This is a genomic window from Janthinobacterium leeuwenhoeki (assembly GCF_051380795.1).
Lineage (GTDB): Bacteria > Pseudomonadota > Gammaproteobacteria > Burkholderiales > Burkholderiaceae_D > Janthinobacterium.
Map to the genome: position 1 here is coordinate 42,071 of NZ_JBNYXT010000013.1, position 17,691 is coordinate 59,761.

10 protein-coding genes and 2 pseudogenes are annotated in these 17,691 nt (G+C 63.6%); 4 read left to right on the forward strand and 8 right to left on the reverse strand.

Going from position 1 to position 17,691, the window contains the following annotated elements:
- Nucleotides 1-18 precede the first annotated feature (18 nt).
- From ACQ4WS_RS12760 to ACQ4WS_RS12775, 4 genes are read right to left on the reverse strand one after another with little or no spacing between them, the layout of a single operon-like run.
- Nucleotides 19-1,251, reverse strand: coding sequence for an NAD(P)/FAD-dependent oxidoreductase (locus ACQ4WS_RS12760; protein WP_436476743.1), 1,233 nt, complete (start codon nt 1,249-1,251; stop codon nt 19-21).
- Nucleotides 1,248-1,601 carry a nitrite reductase small subunit NirD gene (gene nirD, locus ACQ4WS_RS12765; RefSeq protein WP_436476843.1) on the reverse strand — a complete coding sequence of 118 codons (354 nt, stop codon included), beginning with the start codon at nt 1,599-1,601 and terminating at the stop codon, nt 1,248-1,250. Before nirD ends, ACQ4WS_RS12760 begins: the two co-directional genes overlap by 4 nt.
- A gap of 12 nt (nt 1,602-1,613) precedes the next feature.
- Nucleotides 1,614-4,178, reverse strand: coding sequence for a nitrite reductase large subunit NirB (gene nirB / locus ACQ4WS_RS12770; protein ID WP_436476745.1), 2,565 nt, complete (start codon nt 4,176-4,178; stop codon nt 1,614-1,616).
- 10 nt (nt 4,179-4,188) lie between these two features.
- The gene (locus ACQ4WS_RS12775; protein WP_436476747.1) at nt 4,189-5,496 is read right to left on the reverse strand and encodes an MFS transporter; all 1,308 of its coding nucleotides are present in this window, start codon (nt 5,494-5,496) and stop codon (nt 4,189-4,191) included.
- 415 nt (nt 5,497-5,911) lie between these two features.
- On the opposite strand from ACQ4WS_RS12775, the gene ACQ4WS_RS12780 reads away from it, so the two are divergent.
- Nucleotides 5,912-7,534, forward strand: coding sequence for a CehA/McbA family metallohydrolase (locus ACQ4WS_RS12780; protein WP_436476749.1), 1,623 nt, complete (start codon nt 5,912-5,914; stop codon nt 7,532-7,534).
- A 78-nt stretch (nt 7,535-7,612) separates the two neighbouring features.
- Here ACQ4WS_RS12780 and ACQ4WS_RS12785 read toward each other — a convergent pair.
- Nucleotides 7,613-8,147 (reverse strand): annotated as a pseudogene (locus tag ACQ4WS_RS12785) (transposase); the annotation flags it as partial.
- A 156-nt stretch (nt 8,148-8,303) separates the two neighbouring features.
- Between ACQ4WS_RS12785 and ACQ4WS_RS12790 the strand changes: the two are divergent.
- Nucleotides 8,304-9,656 carry a GAF domain-containing sensor histidine kinase gene (locus ACQ4WS_RS12790; protein WP_436476752.1) on the forward strand — a complete coding sequence of 451 codons (1,353 nt, stop codon included), beginning with the start codon at nt 8,304-8,306 and terminating at the stop codon, nt 9,654-9,656.
- Nucleotides 9,657-9,726: 70 nt separating this feature from the next.
- Here the strand turns inward: ACQ4WS_RS12790 and ACQ4WS_RS12795 are convergent.
- Nucleotides 9,727-10,174: pseudogene (locus tag ACQ4WS_RS12795) on the reverse strand (transposase); the annotation flags it as partial.
- 199 nt (nt 10,175-10,373) lie between these two features.
- Between ACQ4WS_RS12795 and ACQ4WS_RS12800 the strand changes: the two are divergent.
- Nucleotides 10,374-12,521, forward strand: a complete 2,148-nt coding sequence (locus tag ACQ4WS_RS12800) for a prolyl oligopeptidase family serine peptidase (RefSeq protein WP_436476754.1) — start codon at nt 10,374-10,376, stop codon at nt 12,519-12,521.
- A gap of 74 nt (nt 12,522-12,595) precedes the next feature.
- On the opposite strand, the gene ACQ4WS_RS12805 is transcribed toward ACQ4WS_RS12800, so the two are convergent.
- Complete coding sequence (locus tag ACQ4WS_RS12805; protein WP_436476756.1) at nt 12,596-13,219, reverse strand: glutathione S-transferase family protein; 624 nt, start codon at nt 13,217-13,219, stop codon at nt 12,596-12,598.
- Between the two features lie 210 nt (nt 13,220-13,429).
- On the opposite strand from ACQ4WS_RS12805, the gene ACQ4WS_RS12810 reads away from it, so the two are divergent.
- The gene (locus tag ACQ4WS_RS12810; protein ID WP_436476758.1) at nt 13,430-16,135 is read left to right on the forward strand and encodes a M1 family metallopeptidase; all 2,706 of its coding nucleotides are present in this window, start codon (nt 13,430-13,432) and stop codon (nt 16,133-16,135) included.
- A 479-nt stretch (nt 16,136-16,614) separates the two neighbouring features.
- Here the strand turns inward: ACQ4WS_RS12810 and ACQ4WS_RS12815 are convergent, their stop codons facing one another.
- The gene (locus ACQ4WS_RS12815) at nt 16,615-17,658 is read right to left on the reverse strand and encodes an OmpA family protein (protein ID WP_436476760.1); all 1,044 of its coding nucleotides are present in this window, start codon (nt 17,656-17,658) and stop codon (nt 16,615-16,617) included.
- Between the last annotated feature and the right edge of the window lie 33 nt (nt 17,659-17,691).

Genomic DNA, 17,691 nt, shown 5'->3' on the forward strand with positions numbered 1-17,691 from the left:
GTATCCTGTTGGTCGCTGTCAGGCGGCCTGGGCGCACAGCGCCTGGCCAAACAATAAATGGGCGCGCAGCTTGCTGATGTCGCGGCGCTGCTGGATCAGGTCGAAGTACCAGGGGCCGTCCTGCACGTCGCCGTACAGCACGGCGCCGGCCAGACGGCTGCCCTGCACCACCAGGCGCTTGTAGACGCCGCGCCGCGGATCGCGCAGCACCAGGTCTTCGCTGCCCTCGCCGCCGATGATGTCGCCGGCCGAATACAGGTCGATGCCCGTCACTTTCAATTTGGTGGCGCTGGCCTGCTGCACGTAGCGCCGGTGCCCGGCGCCGGCCAGGTGCGCGCCGCACACGCGCGCCTGTTCCCAGATGGGCGCGACCAGGCCGAAGGTGGCGCGCCGGTGCTGCACGCATTCGCCCACGGCGTACACGCGCGGATCGTAGCTTTGCAGGCAGTCGTCGACGACGATGGCCCGTTCGCAGTGCAGGCCGGCCGCTTGCGCCAGCGCGATATTCGGGCGCACGCCGGCCGTCATCACGACCAGGTCGGCGGGAATCGACGCGCCATCGGCAAAGCGCACTCCCTGCACGCGGTCGGTGCCGAGGATTTCCGCCGTTTGCGCCTGCATCAAAAACCGCAGGCCGCGCGCTTCCAGCGCCGTTTTCAGCAGCATCGATGCGGGTGCGTCAAGCTGCTGGTTCATCAGGGCGCCGCTCATGTGCACGACCGTGACGTCCATGCCCTGGCGCTGCAAGCCGTTGGCCGCTTCCAGTCCCAGCAAGCCGCCGCCGATGACCACCGCATGGTGGTGCATGCGCGCCGCCTGCAGCATGGTGTCGACGTCGCTGATATCGCGAAAACCGATCACGCCGGGCAGCGCGTGGCCCGGCACGGGCACGATAAAGGGCGTCGAACCGGTGGCCAGCAGCAGGCGGTCGTAGGCAACCGTGATGCCGGACAGCGATTGCACGGTGCGCGCCTGGCGGTCGATGCGCACCACAGGGTCGCCCGCATGCAGGGTGATGCCGTTGTGCGCATACCAGTCGCGCGTGTGCAGCATGATGTCGTCCAGCGATTTTTCGCCGGCCAGCAGGGGAGACAGCAGGATGCGGTTGTAATTGCCATGCGGCTCGGCGCCGAACACGGTGGTGTGGTACAGGTCCGGCGCGAGTTTCAATAGTTCCTCGACCGTGCGCATGCCGGCCATGCCGTTGCCGACCACCACCAGCGAGGGGCGTGCCTTGGCTGGCGGGTTCACAGGGCCACCCACACCATGTCCGCAAACACGCGCGCCGGCCAGGCGGCAACCGAATGCTCGGGCGCTTCCAGGCACTCGCCGCTGGCCAGGTCGAAGTGCTGCTTGTAGATGGGCGAGGCGACAACGACACGCTCGCCGATGCTGCCCACCAGGCCGCGCGACAGCACGGAAGCACCCGCGTTCGGGTCGATATTGTCGATGGCGTACACGCGCGGCGCGGCATCGCCGACACGGAACACGGCTACGTGCCGGCCACCCAGCAGCGCGCACACGCCCGTGTCGGGCACGATGTCCGTCAAGGGGCAGATGGCCACCCAGTTGTCGGCGCTGGCGCCAGTCAGTTCATTCATCGCATTCATGGCTCAAGCCTCCACGGCAAGGATGGGGATCACGGTGCCGCGGCGTTCCATCTCGGTGGCGGGCCGGATCTGGCCCCGCTCTTCCACGAACACCACGTTTTCATCATTCTTCTCGCTGTTGACGAAATGGCGGAAGCGCTGGCGCACGGCGGGGTTGGAGATGGCTTCCTTCCACTCGCAGGCATAGGTATCGACCACGTGCTGCATGTCCGCTTCCAGTTCCTGGGCGATGCCCAGGCGATCGGCCACGACGACGGCTTTCAGGTAATCGAGGCCCCCTTCCAGGTTGTCGCGCCACACGCTGGTGCGCTGCAGGCGGTCAGCCGTGCGCACGTAAAACATCAGGAAGCGGTCGACATAGCGCACCAGGGTCGCTTCATCGAGGTCGGCCGCCAGCAATTCCGCGTGGCGCGGCTTCATGCCGCCATTGCCGCACACGTACAGGTTCCAGCCTTTTTCGGTGGCGATCAGGCCGATGTCCTTGCCCTGCGCCTCGGCGCATTCGCGCGTGCAGCCGGAGACGCCGAACTTGATCTTGTGCGGCGTGCGCAAGCCCTTGTAGCGGTTTTCCAGCTGAATCGCAAAGCCCACGCTGTCGGCCACGCCGTAGCGGCACCAGGTGGAGCCGACGCACGATTTGACCGTGCGCAAGGATTTGCCGTAGGCGTGGCCCGACTCGAAGCCGGCCGCGATCAGTTCTTCCCAGATGGCCGGCAATTGATCGACGCGCGCGCCGAACAGGTCGACACGCTGGCCACCGGTGATTTTCGTGTAGAGACCGTATTTTTTCGCCACCATGCCGACGGCGATCAAGCCGTCGGCCGTCACTTCGCCGCCCGGCATGCGCGGCACGACGGAGTAAGTGCCATCTTTCTGGATATTACCGAGAAAATAATCGTTACTGTCCTGCAGGCTGGCGTGTATGGGAGACAGGACGAAATCGTTCCAGCACGAGGCGAGGATATTCGCCGCCACGGGCTTGCACACCTCGCAACCGAGACCCTGGCCATGCGCGGACAGCAGCGCGCCGAAGCTGCGGATTTTGCCCACGCGTACCAGGTGGTGCAATTCCTGGCGCGAGTACGCAAAGTGTTCGCACACGTGGTTGTTTACCATCATGCCCTGCTTCTGCATTTCCGCCTTCATGATCTGCGTCACCAGCGGCACGCAGCCGCCGCAGGCGGTGCCGGCTTTCGTGCAGCTTTTCAGCGCGACTATGGTGGTGGCGCCCTCGGCGACGGCCGCGCACAGCGCGCCTTTCGAGACGTCGTTGCACGAGCAGATTTGCGCCGACTCGGGCAAGGCATCCACGCCCAGTCCCACCTTTTGCTGGCCGTCGGCCTGCGGCAGGATCAGGAATTCGGGGAATTCCGGCAGCTCGATTTTATTCAGCATCATCTGCAGCAAGGTGCCGTATTCGCTGGCGTCGCCCACCATCACGCCGCCCAGCAGGTATTTGCCGCAGTCGGAAACGACGATTTTCTTGTATATCTGCTTGCGTTCGTCCGTGAACTGGTAGGAGCGGCTGCCCGGTGCATTGCCGTGCGGGTCGCCCAGGCTGGCCACGTCCACGCCCATCAACTTGAGCTTGGTGCTCATGTCGGCGCCCTTGAAGGAGGCTTCGCCCGCTTCTCCTTCCTCCTTCTGCAGCAGGTGGCGCGCGGCGATGCGCGCCATGTCATAGCCGGGCGCCACCAGGCCGAAGATCAAGCCGCCCCACAGCGCGCATTCGCCGATGGCGTAAATGTCGGGGTCGGAGGTGACGCAGCGGTCGTCGATGGCGATGCCGCCGCGCGGCCCCACGTCCAGGCCGCAGGCGCGCGCCAGTTCGTCACGCGGGCGGATGCCGGCCGAAAAGACGATCATGTCCGCTTCCAGGTGGCTGCCATCGGCGAACTGCATGCGGTGCGTGGCCGCTACACCGTCGACGATGGCCAGGGTGTTCTTTTGCGTGTGCACGGTCACGCCCAGTTCCTCGATCTTGCGGCGCAAGACGCGCGCGCCACCCTCGTCCACTTGCACGGCCATCAGGCGCGGCGCGAATTCCACCACGTGGGTGTCGAGCTTGAGATCGCGCAAGGCCTTCGCGCATTCGAGGCCCAATAGTCCGCCGCCGATGACCACGCCCGTGGTGGACTTGGCGCCCCAGGCCAGCATGGCTTCCAGGTCTTCGATGGTGCGGTAGACGAAGCAGCCATCGCGCTCCTTGCCCGGCAGCGGTGGCACGAACGGCGTGGAGCCGGTGGCGAACACCAGCTTGTCGTAGGCCAGCACTTCGCCCGTGCTGACGGTGACGGTTTTCGCCACGCGGTCGATGGACACGGCGCGCGTATTGAGCTTCAACACAAGGTTGTCCTTGTCGAAGAAGCCGGGCGCCACCAAGGAGAGGTCCTCGGCCGATTTGCCGTTGAAAAATTCGGACAGGTGCACCCTGTCATAGGCGGGACGCGGTTCTTCGCACAATACCGTCACGCACAGGCGTGTGTTGTTTTCCAGCGCCAGCCGTTCAAGGAATTTATGCCCGACCATGCCATGGCCAAGGACGACGATGTTCAAAGGGTGGTTCATGCTTGTCTCCTCAGGCCGCAGCCATGGTCGGTTCCGCCGCCAGCCCCGTAAATCGGGCGGCGATGGCGCACAGGGCCGAGATCACCACCAGCGCGCTGAGGATGATCAGGGTCTGGCGGATGTCGCCCGTACCCTTCATCAGGAAACCGGCCGCCACGGCGCCCACATTGCCGCCGGCGCCGATGATGCCGGCCACGCCGCCCAGCGCACGGCTGTCGATGAAGGGCACCAGCGCGTAGGTCGCGCCGCACGCCATGTGGGTGAACAGGCCGAAGACCAGCATGGCGATGACGGCGTACGTGACGCTGTCGACTTTCGCAAACCACAGCAGGCCCACGCCTTCGCCTATCATCAGCATGAACAGCAGGGTCACGCGGCTGTTCAGGTTGCCGCGCAGGGCCAGTTTGTCGGACATCCAGCCACCGAGAGCGCGGGCAAACAGGGCCAGCAAGCCGAAGCTGCCAGCGGCCAGGCCGGCAGATTTCAAGGACAGGCCGAAATGGTCGACGTAGTACACGGCGGCGATGTTATGAATGAAAATTTCGATGCCGAAGCAGGCGCCGTAGGTGACGAACAGCAGCCAGACGCGATAGTTGGAACTTGCCGCCTTGAAGCTGTCCCAGCCGCCGCTTTTGCCGCCACCTTTGCCGCCTTCGATGGCGCTGCCAGCGGCACGCAAGTCCGAGTAATTGCCTTCAGGGCAATCCTGCGTATAGCGCCAGTACAGCACGGCCATCACCAGCATCAGCACGCCCGGCACCAGCAGGGCCACGCGCCAACCCAGCGATTCGGACACGCCCAGCATCAGCACGGCACCCAGCAGCAGCGGCATCAGCGCCTGCGCCGCGCCACCGCCCGCATTGCCCCAGCCGGCGGCGGCCGCATTCGCCGTCCCCACTACGCGAGGCGCGAACATCACGGAGGTGTGATATTGCGTGATGACAAAGCTGGCGCCGACGGCGCCGATACCCAGGCGGAAGAACAGAAAGCTTTCATAGCTTTGCGAGGCGGCCACGCCCAGCACGGGAATGGCGCCCAGCAGCAGCAAGCCCGTGTAGGTCTTGCGCGGGCCGTAGCGGTCGCACAATGGCCCCACGATCAGGCGCACGAGGATGGTGATGGCGACGGCCGCGATATTGATGTTCGCCACTTGCGCCAAGGAAAGACCAAACTCGCCCTTGATGACAGGCATCAGCGGTGCGCAGGCGAACCAGGCGAAGAAACACACGAAAAATGCCATCCACGTCAGGTGGAATGCGCGCATGGGTGGCGTGGCGAGGGAGAAGAGCGCGATGCTCGTTGCTTTTTGGCTGGCCATGATAGGTTCCCGAAGTATCCCGAAAATAACAAAAATGCAAACAAAAACGGCGCCCGCCCCCGCCGATGAAAAAAATCAGCCAGAGCGGACGCCGTTGTCCATGTGGTCCGTCGTTGGACCGTTGTGCGTTTATTCAGGGGATCGCCGTTGATCCGTATCTCTTGTGTAGCAAGCGCCGTGCCAGCTTGCCTGCCGGGCATGCAGCGCCATGCGCACCGGTTTTGCGCCAAGTCATGGCACCTGACGGTGCAAGGGCGCCACTTGCTGGTGCATGCGGGAACCAGTACGTGGCATCTCTTGTCTAAACCATCATCTGAAGCAGTCGCGGGAGGCCACGATGGCCAAGACACTGCACCGCCATTTGCGATCACCCTGGCCACCCTGGCTGGCATGCGCGTGCGCCGGGCTGTTACTGATGACATGGAGTAACAGTGCCGCCGCGCAAGAGGCGAAGGAACACAGCGAACTCGATGCCGCCGTCGTCGCGCCCTTTCACGCCGCGCGCGGCGCGCAGACAACGCAGGCACGTACATTTATCGTGCGCCTCGCCTACCCCGACGCGGGGCGCACCCATGCGGTGCGCTGGACCCTGACCTTGTCCGGCCCGGGGCCGCAAGGCGCCGTGCTGCGGCGCTGGTCGGGCGCAGAACAGGTGGGAACCAAAGGCAAGAGCATCGCCTTGCCCTGGGATGGCCGCGCCGACGCCGATGCGCGCGAACGGCGCGTGCTGGCGCCGGACGGTTTATACCAGTTGCGCCTGCTGGCCGTGGCGGACGCGGACACGCCGCAGGAAGCGCAGGTGGAGCAGCAATGGCACATCCAGGTGCAGCGGGGTGCAAGCACGGCGCCCACGCTGCCCGCCTTCCAGGCCGGCCTGCAACAACTGGCCAGCGTGGACGGCCAGCCCGGCTACCGCATCGTCTACGCCAACCTGCACAGCCAGACGCGCCACAGCGATGGCGGTGCGGCGCTCGACGCTTGCCATGGCGCGCAGGAGCCGCAAACGGCGCCTTTCGGCCCCATTGATGCCTACAAGTATGCGCAGCAACAGGGGCTAGACGCCCTGCTGACATCCGAGCATAACCATATGTATGACGGTTCCGACGGCACGAATAGCGCTGCCACCCCTGCCGAGGCGACAGCCCTGTACCAGACAGGGCTGGCCGAAGCGGCGGCGTATTCGGCCGCTCACCCGGGCTTTCTGGCCCTGTACGGCATGGAATGGGGCGTCATCAACAAGGGCGGCCATGTGAATATCCTCAATAGCGAGCTGTTGCTGGGCTGGGAAAGGAATGCCCTGGACCAGCTGCTGGCCGACGTGGAAACGCCGAAGGGCGATTACGCGGGCCTGTACGCGCTGATGCGCGAACGGGGCTGGATCGGCCAGTTCAACCACCCGGCGCAAACGGGCCAGTTTCTCGTCAACGGCCAGCCGCTGGGCTACACACAGGATGGCGACGCGGCCATGGTGCTGTGCGAAGTGATGAACACGTCCGCCTTTTCCACCAACGACCAGGAAACGGAGACGCGGCGCAGCAACTACGAGACGGCTTGCAACCGGGCCCTGGCGGCCGGCTACCACGTGGCTTTCAGCAGCAACCAGGACAACCACTGCGCCAACTGGGGCGCGGCCTATGGCAACCGCACGGCCGTGCTGGTGGCCAGCCCGGCCGCCGGCATGCCCGTTTCACGCGACAGCTTCTTCGAAGCGCTGCGGGCGCGCCGCGTGTTTGCCACCATGGACAAGCACGCGCAGCTGCTGTTGACGGCGAATGGCAAGTTGATGGGCGAGCGCTTCGAGAACCGGGGACCGCTGCACCTGGCCATCCATTTCAGCAATAGCGCGGGGCGGCAAGCGGCGGCCATCGTCATTTTCCACGGTGTGCCGGGAAGCAACGGCTCCGTCACACAAGTATCGGACCAGGCCGAGATCGCCGTCACGCCCGCGCCCGGCCCGCATTTCTATTACGCGCGCCTGACGCAGGATGACGGCAATATCGTCTGGTCGGCGCCCGTGTGGGTGACGCAGCTGCAATGAATTTGTCTGCATCGCCGCCTGTGATGGCATGTCACCGCGGATATCCTGGCTCTGCCTTGATCGGGCGCCTTTCGGCGATCAAGACGCTCTTCGGGTTTCGGTGACGGTAAAGCGCCTGCCGGCCAGCACCCGATTGGCAAAGGCGAACAGCGTGGACAGTTGTGCGGTGTTCTTCGCCAGGCCGCGATGGCGCGTCTTGCGATGACGGAACAGATTCTTGACGACATGAAACGGATGCTCGAGCTTTTCCGTCAAACGCCCCAGTTTATTGTTGGGCAGCGCCTTGCGTTTGGAACGTTTCATGGCCACGTGCCAGGTCACGGATTTGCCTGCGTTCTCAGGCCGCTTTTGCACGCCCTGGCAACCGGCGTCGCCGAGCGCGGCGATCAGCGTCGCGTCGACGATGGTCCCCGATGCCTTCGTCCGACAAACCGAAGCATTGTTGCGCCACATACCTGCGCAGCATGCGTGCCAAGCCGATTGGCGGACGACCCGCGCCCTCAACCTTCGGATAGAACGGCTCGACGAGTTTGTGGAGCTTGCCCCACAGCGTCACGCTGTCGATCTCGGCGAGGAAGCGGTCGCGCGGCGTGCGCTTTTTCTTGGCGGAGTATCATGGCGTTTGTAAGCGGACCGTCTATCCGTGAGGTGCGATGGCTTGCAGCGGGAATGGTTATGTTGTACCGTCAGCTTTAGACTTGTCTGGTAGGGAACGTCAATTCTCTACCTTACTTAGCGAGCCGTTGCTCCAATACGAAAGGACTATCCCATGCTTGATCAGGCATCCACGATTCCCGAGTACGTGCTGGACAACTGGCAGCATACCGTCGATGTCATGGCCGAAGTATTTGAGGTACCAGCTGGTCTGATCATGCGCGTGCAGCCGGGGCAGATTGAAGTGCTGGTGGCCGCCCAAAGGGCAGGCAATCCATACCACGCCAACGAGATGGCCGTGCTCAACACGGGCCTCTATTGTGAGACGGTGATGGAAACTCGCGCCTTGTTGCACGTGCCCAATGCGTTAGACGATACTCAATGGAAGGACAATCCCGACGTCGCGTTGGACATGATTTCGTATCTAGGCGTACCTTTGCTTGCGCCGAACCAGAACGTGTTCGGCACTATTTGCGTCCTCGATAACAAAACTCGTACCTACCATGAAAAGTACGTCGAGCTGATGTGGGAAATAAAAAAGAGTATCGAGCGCGATTTAGAATTAATGGAGCAGCAGCAACAGCTTATAGAGCAGCAAGAGCAGCTCAAGCGAAGTAATATCGAGCTGACCGCCGCCATTGCCCGCCAACACAGCGATGCCGAGCAACTGCAGCGGTCAAATGAAAAACTCAATCTGGCACTTGCCACGCTGACAGCGATGCAATCAGAGCTGTTGAAATCGGCCAAGAATGCGGCCTTGGGTGCGCTGGTGGCCGGCGTGGCGCACGAGCTTGGCACGCCTATCGGTAACAGCATACTGGTGGCCAGCACAATCCAAGATCAGGCATTGGCTTTTCGCGACAAGATGGCGACAGGCCTGACGCGTACTGATCTCAGCAGCTTTTGTGAGGCTATGCATGACGGTACCTTCCTGCTGACGCGTAATCTGGAGCGGGCGTCGCAGCTGGTAGCCAGCTTCAAACGGATTTCCGTGGATCCGACTGATATGACGCCGAGCCACTTCAACCTGCGTCATACTGTCGAGACCGTGGCCGCCGCCGTGCCAGGTCTGCGTCTCGTCAACACCGTCAACGAAGACCTTTCGATGACCGGCTATCTCGGCGCTTTTGCCGATGTGCTTGCCGAATTGTTGGGAAATGCTGCACGTCACGCGTTCGTTGGTCGTGCCCCGGGCAATGTCACGGTCGCTGCCCGCATGACGGATGCACGCTGCATCGAATTGACAGTCAGCGACGATGGCGTTGGCATATCGGCAGCGGACCAAAGCCGTGTATTCGATCCGTTCTTCACTACGCAACTAGGTCAGGGGGGCAGCGGCCTTGGCTTGCATACTACATACAACCTGGTCAGTACCGCCATGCGAGGGACGATAGTGCTGGTCAGCACTCCGGGAGTTGGTAGCTGCTTCTCCGTGACGATACCGGACAGCGCACACCAGTGGCGGTAGCATTTTTCTTCATGAGCACCTGCAAGGTCACGGATTTGCCTGGAATGTAGGGGCGCTTTTCGACGACTTGAGAGCCGGCGGCGCCGACGACTGTGTGCACGAGGCCCGACGCTGCATCGATGCCGATGTAGGCGTCCATCCCGACATGCCAGTGATTGCCACTCTTCGATTGGTGCATCTCCAGATGGCGCTAGCTGACTTTGTTTTTTGTCGATGGTGGCGCGACGATCAGCGTCGCGTCGACGATGGTCCGCTCGCGCATCGTCAGGCCCCTTTTCGTCTAAGTGGCCGTTGATTGTGTCGAGATTCCGGTGCGTCAGCTCCTTCGACTCGAGGAGGCGGCGAAACTTGGGCAAGGTAATCGCGTCCAGCGCCGACTCGCGGCCCGCGTCGATGCCGACGACGGCGCGAATGGCCTGGCTGTCGTAAATCGCCTCCTCAATGCCTTCGTCGGATAAACCGAAGCATAGCAGGCTCACAAACACGCGCGGCATGCGTGCCAGGCCGATCGGCGGCCGACTCCATCCTCGACTTTGGGATAGATTACGGGGCCGCAGAATATACGGCCTGACGATCCAGCAGCGAATATTATATGAAATGCATGCCAAAGCTACACTAATATCTACGTCACACTGGTTCCCCACAGCAATCCATGGCACCATGGCTGCGCCGTTTTGCCTGCAACGCGGCCTCCATCGGACCAACCAGGAACCCTATATGTCGTCATATCGCATCTTCGCCAGCAGCATGCTGCTCGGCCTGGCCGCAGCGGGCATCGCCCATGCGCAAGCACCCACGCCCGCCGCTTCCACTGTTCCGGCCGATCCCCATTTGTGGCTGGAAGAAGTCCATGGCGACAAGCCGCTGGCCTGGGTCAAGCAGCACAATGCCGTCACCACCAAAGAATTGGAAGCCCGGCCCGGCTTCCCCGCCCTGCAGGCGCGCCTGAAAACCATCCTCAATTCGAAGGAACGCATTCCTTACGTCAGCAAGGAAGGCGAGTTTTACTACAACTTCTGGCGCGACGCCCAGCATGTGCGCGGCATTTGGCGCCGCACCACCCTGGCGCAATACCAGCAGGCCGAACCGACCTGGGAAACCGTGATCGACCTCGACCAGCTGGCCGCCGGCGAAAATGAAAACTGGGTCTGGGGCGGCGCTTCCTGCCTGTATCCGAAGGGCGAACGCTGCCTCATTTCCCTGTCGCGCGGCGGCGGCGACGCCAAGGTGGTGCGCGAATACGACGTGGCGAAACGCGCCTTTGTCGACGGCGGCTTCATCCTGCCGGAAGCGAAGGGCAGCGACGACTGGTTCAGCCTGCCGGAAGCGAAGGGCAGCGCCAGCTGGATCGACCAGGATACCCTGTTAGTCTCCACCGATTTCGGTCCCGGCACGATGACCAGCTCCGGCTACCCGCGCATCGTCAAAGAGTGGCGGCGCGGCACGCCGCTGGCGCAGGCGCACACGCTGTACGAAGCCAAGGCCGACGATCTGAGCGCCGGCGCCTACAAGGACTTCACGCCCGGCTACGAACACCAGTTCATCGAGCGGCAAATCGATTTCTACAGCGGCGAAACCTTTTTGCGCGACGGCACGAGCCTGACCAAAGTGCCGAAACCGGACGACGCCACCATGTTTACCGTGCGCGATCAATTGATCATCACCCTGCGCTCGGACTGGAAAGTGAACGGCAAGACCTATGTGCAAGGCTCGCTGCTGGCCACGGATTTCAAGGCCTTCATGCAGGGCAAGCAAGAGCTGGAAGTACTGTACGCGCCCACGGCCACGTCTTCGCTGGACAATGTCACGCCGACGAAATCGGCCATCCTCGTGACGACCCTGGACAAGGTCAAGAACCGCCTGACGGAATTGCGCCACGTGAATGGCAAGTGGCAGCGCCGCGCAGTCGATGCGCCAAAACTGGGCACCCTGGCCGTCAGCGCGCTCGATCCCGTCGACTCGGACCAATACTTCCTGACAGTGACGGACTTCCTCAACCCGACCACCCTGTACCTGGCCACGGCGCAAAGCGACAAGCGCACAAAGATCAAGTCCCTGCCCGCCTACTACGACGCGGCGCCGTACAAGGTGGAGCAGTTCGAATCGACGTCGAAGGATGGCACGAAGGTGCCGTATTTCGCCATCATGGGCAAGAAGACGAAGTTCGACGGCAGCAACCCCACCGTGCTGTATGGCTATGGCGGCTTCGAAGTGTCGCTGAAACCAAGCTACAGCGGCACCACGGGCGTGGCGTGGCTGGAAAAGGGCGGCGTGTATGTACTGGCCAATATCCGCGGCGGCGGCGAGTTCGGCCCCCGCTGGCACCAGGCGGCGCTGAAGGAAAACCGCCAGCGCGCGTATGACGATTTCATCTCCGTGGCGCAAGACCTGATCAAGCGCAAGGTCACCAGCCCGCGCCACCTGGGCATCATGGGCGGCAGCAATGGCGGCCTGCTGACGGGCGCCGTGCTGGTGCAGCGTCCCGATTTGTTCAACGCCGTCGTCAGCCAGGTGCCGCTGCTCGACATGCGCCGCTATAACAAGCTGCTGGCGGGTGCCTCGTGGATGGGCGAGTACGGCGACCCGGACGTACCGGAACAATGGGCCTACATCAGCAAGTACTCGCCGTACCAAAACGTCTTCAAGGACAAGAAATATCCGCGCGTGCTGTTGACCACCTCGACGCGCGACGACCGGGTCCACCCTGGCCATGCGCGCAAGATGGTGGCGAAGATGGAAGAGCAAGGCCACGACGTGCTGTACTGGGAAAACACGGAAGGCGGCCATGCGGGTGCAGCCAATAACGACCAGCAGGCGCTGATGTGGGCGCTGACCTACACCTTCCTGCTGGAGCAGCTCAAATAAAACGGGCCTGACAGCACCTGACAAGACAGAACGCCTGCACCGGACTCCGGCGCAGGCGTTCTTTTTTGGGGAACTTACTTCGCCTGCGCGCTGGGGCGCAGGGCAATGCGGTCGCGGTAAGCCTGCAGGTTGGCCAAGCCTTCCGCGCCGGGCCGGTACTTCATCAGGCCGCGCGCAAATTCCAGCGCGCAGAAAGCCGTGATGTCGGCAATCGTAAAGCGCTCGCCGGCGATGTACGGCTGCTGGGCCAGCACCTGGTCCAGCCATTGCGCCGTCTCGCGCAGCTTGCCCGCCTGCGCCGTGGCGAAGTCGGGAAACTGCGGGTTTTCCAGCGCCACCAGGGCCGGATGGCCGTGGCGCACCCAGTTGGCGGCGGCGCTGAACAGATGCAGTTCCACGCGGCGGTCGGCCATTTCGATGAAGGCGCGCTCCTCGAAACCTTCGCCCATCAGATTCGGCTGCGGCTGCAAACCTTCCAGGTAGGTACAGATGGCGCGCGTCTCGGTCAGCACGCGCCCGTCCGCCAATTCCAGCACGGGCACGCGGCCCAGCGGGTTTTTTGCCAGGAAGGCGGGATCGCGGTGCTGGCCCGCCATCAGGTCGAGCGCCACTTCCTCGATGCCGCTGATGCCCTTCTCGGCGATGAACATCGTGACGCGGCGCGGATTGGGCGTGCGGGGGCTGATAATCAGTTTCATGGGCAGGTCTCGTCTCGTTATGGTGGTTCACAATCATACCAGCGCGCCATCCTGGTGCAGTCCCCCTGGCGCGTTGACTTTGCCCCGGTTTCCACTTAGATTGCTGTACGGGAACGCTGGCTTCCAGTTCCAGCGATGTCCCCCAACCGCCATCAACGCTCGCAGCCTACCCGGCTGGCGGGCGTTTTACTCATGAACGAAGGGCATACCATGCATCGCACACCGACTTCGCGTTTCCGCCGCAGCCAACTGGCCGCCGCCGTTCTGGCACTGACCGCCGTCGCCGCCGTCATCCCGGGCCACGCCGCACCCGCCGCCAGATACGCGTCGGCCAGCCACGCCCTTGGCACCACCACGCAGCTGCCGCGCGGCGTCACGCCTTTGCACTACATCGTGTCGATCACGCCGGATGCCGCCGCCTCGACCTTCAAGGGCGAAGTCGCCATCAAGGTGGCCGTCGAGGCGCCCACAAGCAGCATCACTTTCAATGCCCTGAACCTGGCGTTTGCCGCCGCCGCCATCGAAGGCGCGGGTGGCAGCAAGCAGGTGACGGGCAAGATCGAGTTCGATGCGGACAAGCAGACGGCCACCGTGCACTTTGCCGAGCCCGTGGCCAAGGGCGAGTACCTGTTGCGCATCGATTACAGCGGCAAGATTGGCACGCAGGCCACGGGCCTGTTCTCGCTCGACTACGACACGCCGCAGGGTCGCCAGCGCGCGCTGTACACGCAGTTCGAAAATTCCGATGCGCGCAGCATGCTGCCATCGTGGGATGAACCGGACTACAAGGCCACCTTCGCGCTGGACGTGGTCGTACCGAGCAATCTGATGGCCGTTGGCAACATGCCGATTGCCCGCAGCGAAGAGCTGGGCTATGGCATGAAGCACGTGTACTTCGCCACCACCCCGCGCATGTCGACCTATCTGCTGTTCTTCGGCCTGGGCGACTTCGAGCGCGCCACGACCATGAGCGACGGCACGGAAATAGGCGTCATCACGAAGAAAGGCGCGCTGGCGCAAAGCCGCTTCGCGCTCGACGAGTCAAGCGCCCTGCTGCGCGAATACAACGATTATTTCGGCGTGCGCTACCCGCTGCCCAAGCTCGACAACATCGCCGCGCCGGGCCGCAGCCAGTTCTTCGGCGCCATGGAAAACTGGGGCGCCGTGTTCACCTTCGAATATGGCCTGCTGCTCGACCCGGCCATCTCGACCCAGTCCGACAAGGAAAATATCTACACCACCCTGTCGCATGAAATGGCGCACCAGTGGTTCGGCGACCTGGTCACCATGCGCTGGTGGGACGACCTGTGGCTCAACGAAGGTTTTGCGTCGTGGATGGAAAGCCGCACCACGGAACGCCTGCACCCCGAGTGGAACACGGCCCTGTCCAACGTGGGCGGGCGCGAATCGGCGATGAGCCAGGACGCGCTGCGCACTACGCATCCCGTGGTGCAGCGCATCGCCACCGTGGAACAGGCCAGCCAGGCCTTCGACGGCATCACCTATCAAAAAGGCGAGGCGGTGATCCGCATGCTCGAAGCGTACGTGGGCGCCGACACGTGGCGCACGGCCGTGCGCAACTACATGCGCAAGCATGCGTATGGCAATACGGTGTCGGACGACCTGTGGCGCGAAGTCGATGCGGCCGCGGGCAAGCCCGTCAGCGCCATCGCCCATGATTTCACCCTGCAGCCGGGCGTGCCGATGATCACGGTGGGCCAAGCCGTGTGCAGGAAGGGCCGCACGCGCGTGACCCTCACGCAGACGGAATTTTCCAAGGACCAGCCGGACAAGAAGCCGCTGTCGTGGAAAGTACCGGTGATCGCTTCGACGGTCGGCAACGGCAAGCTGGCCAAGGTAGTGCTCAAGGATGGCAAGGCCACCCTGAACGTGCCCGGTTGCGGCGCCCTGCTGGTGAACGCGGGCCAGAGCGGCTACTACCGCACCCTGTACGCGCCAGCCGGCACGCGCGCGCTGGCGGGCAGCTTCGCGCGCCTGGCGCCGATCGATCAACTGGGCTTGCTGGCGGACAGCCAGTCGCTGGGCATGGCGGGCTTGCAAGACCCGGCCGGCTTCCTGGAACTGGTCAAGGCCACGCCCCTGTCGGCAGACCCGCAAGTGCTGGGCCGTGTGGCCGCATCACTCAACGATTTGTATGAACAGTATGCGGGCGACAGCGTGGAAAGCAAAGCGCGCCAGCAGGTGTTCGGCCGCTTCGCCATGGCCCGCCTGACGCCGATGATGGCGCAGACGGGCTGGGAAGCGCGCGCGGGCGAAGCGTCCAGCGTGGCGACCCTGCGCGGCCGCCTGATTGCCATCCTCGGCGACATGGGCGAGCCCGGCGTGCTGCTAGAGGCGCGCCGCCGCTACGCGGCCAGCGAACAGGATGCCACCGCCATGCCCGCGCCGCTGCGCCGCACCATCCTGGGCGTGGTGGCGCAGCATGCGGACGCCGCCACCTGGGAGCAGCTGCACGCCAAGGCGCAGCAGGAAAAGACACCGCTGGTCAAGAACCAGCTGTACGACTTGCTGGCCTCGACCAACGATGCGGCCCTGGCGCAGCGGGCGCTGGCGCTGGCGCTGACGGATGAACCGGGCGTGACCAACAGCCCGGCCATGATCTCGCGCGTGGCGCGCACGCATCCCGAGCTGGCCTTCGACTTCGCGCTGGCGCACCTGGAGCAAGTCAATGCGCGCATCGATGCCAGCTCGCGCAGCCGCTACTTCCCGCGCCTGGCCGCCGGCTCGGCGCAGCCGGAGATGATCGCCAAGCTGGAAGCGTATGCGCAGGCCAACCTGCCGGCCGGCGCGCGCGGCGACGCCGACAGTTCCGTGGCCGGCATCAAGTACCGCATCAAGGTGCGTGCCGAGCGCCTGCCGGCCATCGATGCGTGGCTGGCCAAGCAAACGGGCTAAGCGCCCGCGCCCGGCGCCGCAGTACGGCGGCACCGGGCGTTTTCCAGCCTTGTACGAAAATCCGGACAAAAAAAACCGGCTTCGCAAGGTGCGGTAGCCGGTTGAAACGCTGTTTCAGAGCGCAGGGATAAAACGGAGACACATGAAAAAGTGGAAATCGTGCCGGTCATTGAGGTGTCCGGCAACCTTGCGCCCGGGGTTTCCGTGCGCCATGACTCCACTATGCCAGCCCTTCCGCCTGGCAGGCTTAGGACTTCATTAAAGTCCCTTCATTTTCCCGCTTTTACCCTGCATGCCTTGCCATCGCAGCAATTTCACACTTCGCCAGCCTGTCTGGTGCCGATGGTTGAGCTCACCGGCTAAGCTGTTGAGTCATGCCTGCATCCTATCGCTCCCGGAACGTAGTGATTTGCGCACCGCATGCTGTGTGCCAACAACAGCATCATAACAGCGCCATATGACCGGCTTATGACGTAGCGCTAAGGTGTGCCGCCCTCCTTCGCTGAACTTTTGATACCCGTCAACTCAATTTCCACGCGGCGGTTCGGCTGCAAACAGGCGATCAGGGCGGCGCGCGGCGCCACCTTTTCACAGGCGGCGACGGGTTCGGCCCTGCCCTTGCCATACGCGCTGATGACATTGGCGATACCTTGCTCGCGCAGCAACTGTTTCACCGTCAAGGCGCGCCGCTCGGACAGCGCCTGGTTGTAGCTGTCCGTGCCCAGGCGATCCGTATGGCCCGTCACGGAGAGCGTATCGATCTGCACGTAGCCCTGCTTCAGGCGCGCCGCCAGTTCGCGGATTTTCTGTACGCCCTGCGGCAACACGTCGGCCGCACCCGCCTTGTCGAAACGGAACAGGGCGTCCATATCCAGCGTGATGCGTTCATGGACTAGACGCGGCGGCAACGGATCGGGTTGCGCTATCGGCTTGTCGGCCGGGCACGCGGCAGCGGCGGACTGGGCTGCCGCCTGCGCATCCTCGGCCAGCTGCACATACGGGTTTGCATGGCGCCAGCCCTGCTGCTTGTACTCATTGCCCGCATGCACCAGTTCCACTTCGCCGCACGCCACCTTTTGCGCCGCGCAGGCGAAGCCGGGCGACTCGCGCATCGCTCCAAAGCTGGACCACAGATCGTCGCGCAGGCGCGTGGCATCGTTCACCAGCGGCGTGGCGTCGCCGGGATTGGGCGTGCTGCCGTCTTCCAGCGCGGCGACGATCTTGGCCGATTCCTGCAAGGCTTGCAGGGGAAAGGCCGAGCGGTCGTTGCGCGTGTATTCGTGGAAAGATACGTCGAGCCAGCATTGCGCCTTGGACAGGTAATAATCGCCCACGCGCACGCCGCCGTCGTTGAGCTTCTTGATGCGTTCCTGCAGCAGGCGGTAAGCCTGCTGGTCGGCAGAAACGGCCTGGTCGCTGATGCGCAGCTGGGGCATGGCCAACGGCGCCGTTGGCAGGGTCGGCGTGGCCGCCTGGGCCAGGCCCATGGCCAGCAGGCTGGCGAGCGGTATCAGTTTCATCATCGGGGTCATCCTCGGTGTCATTTTCAGAGTCAG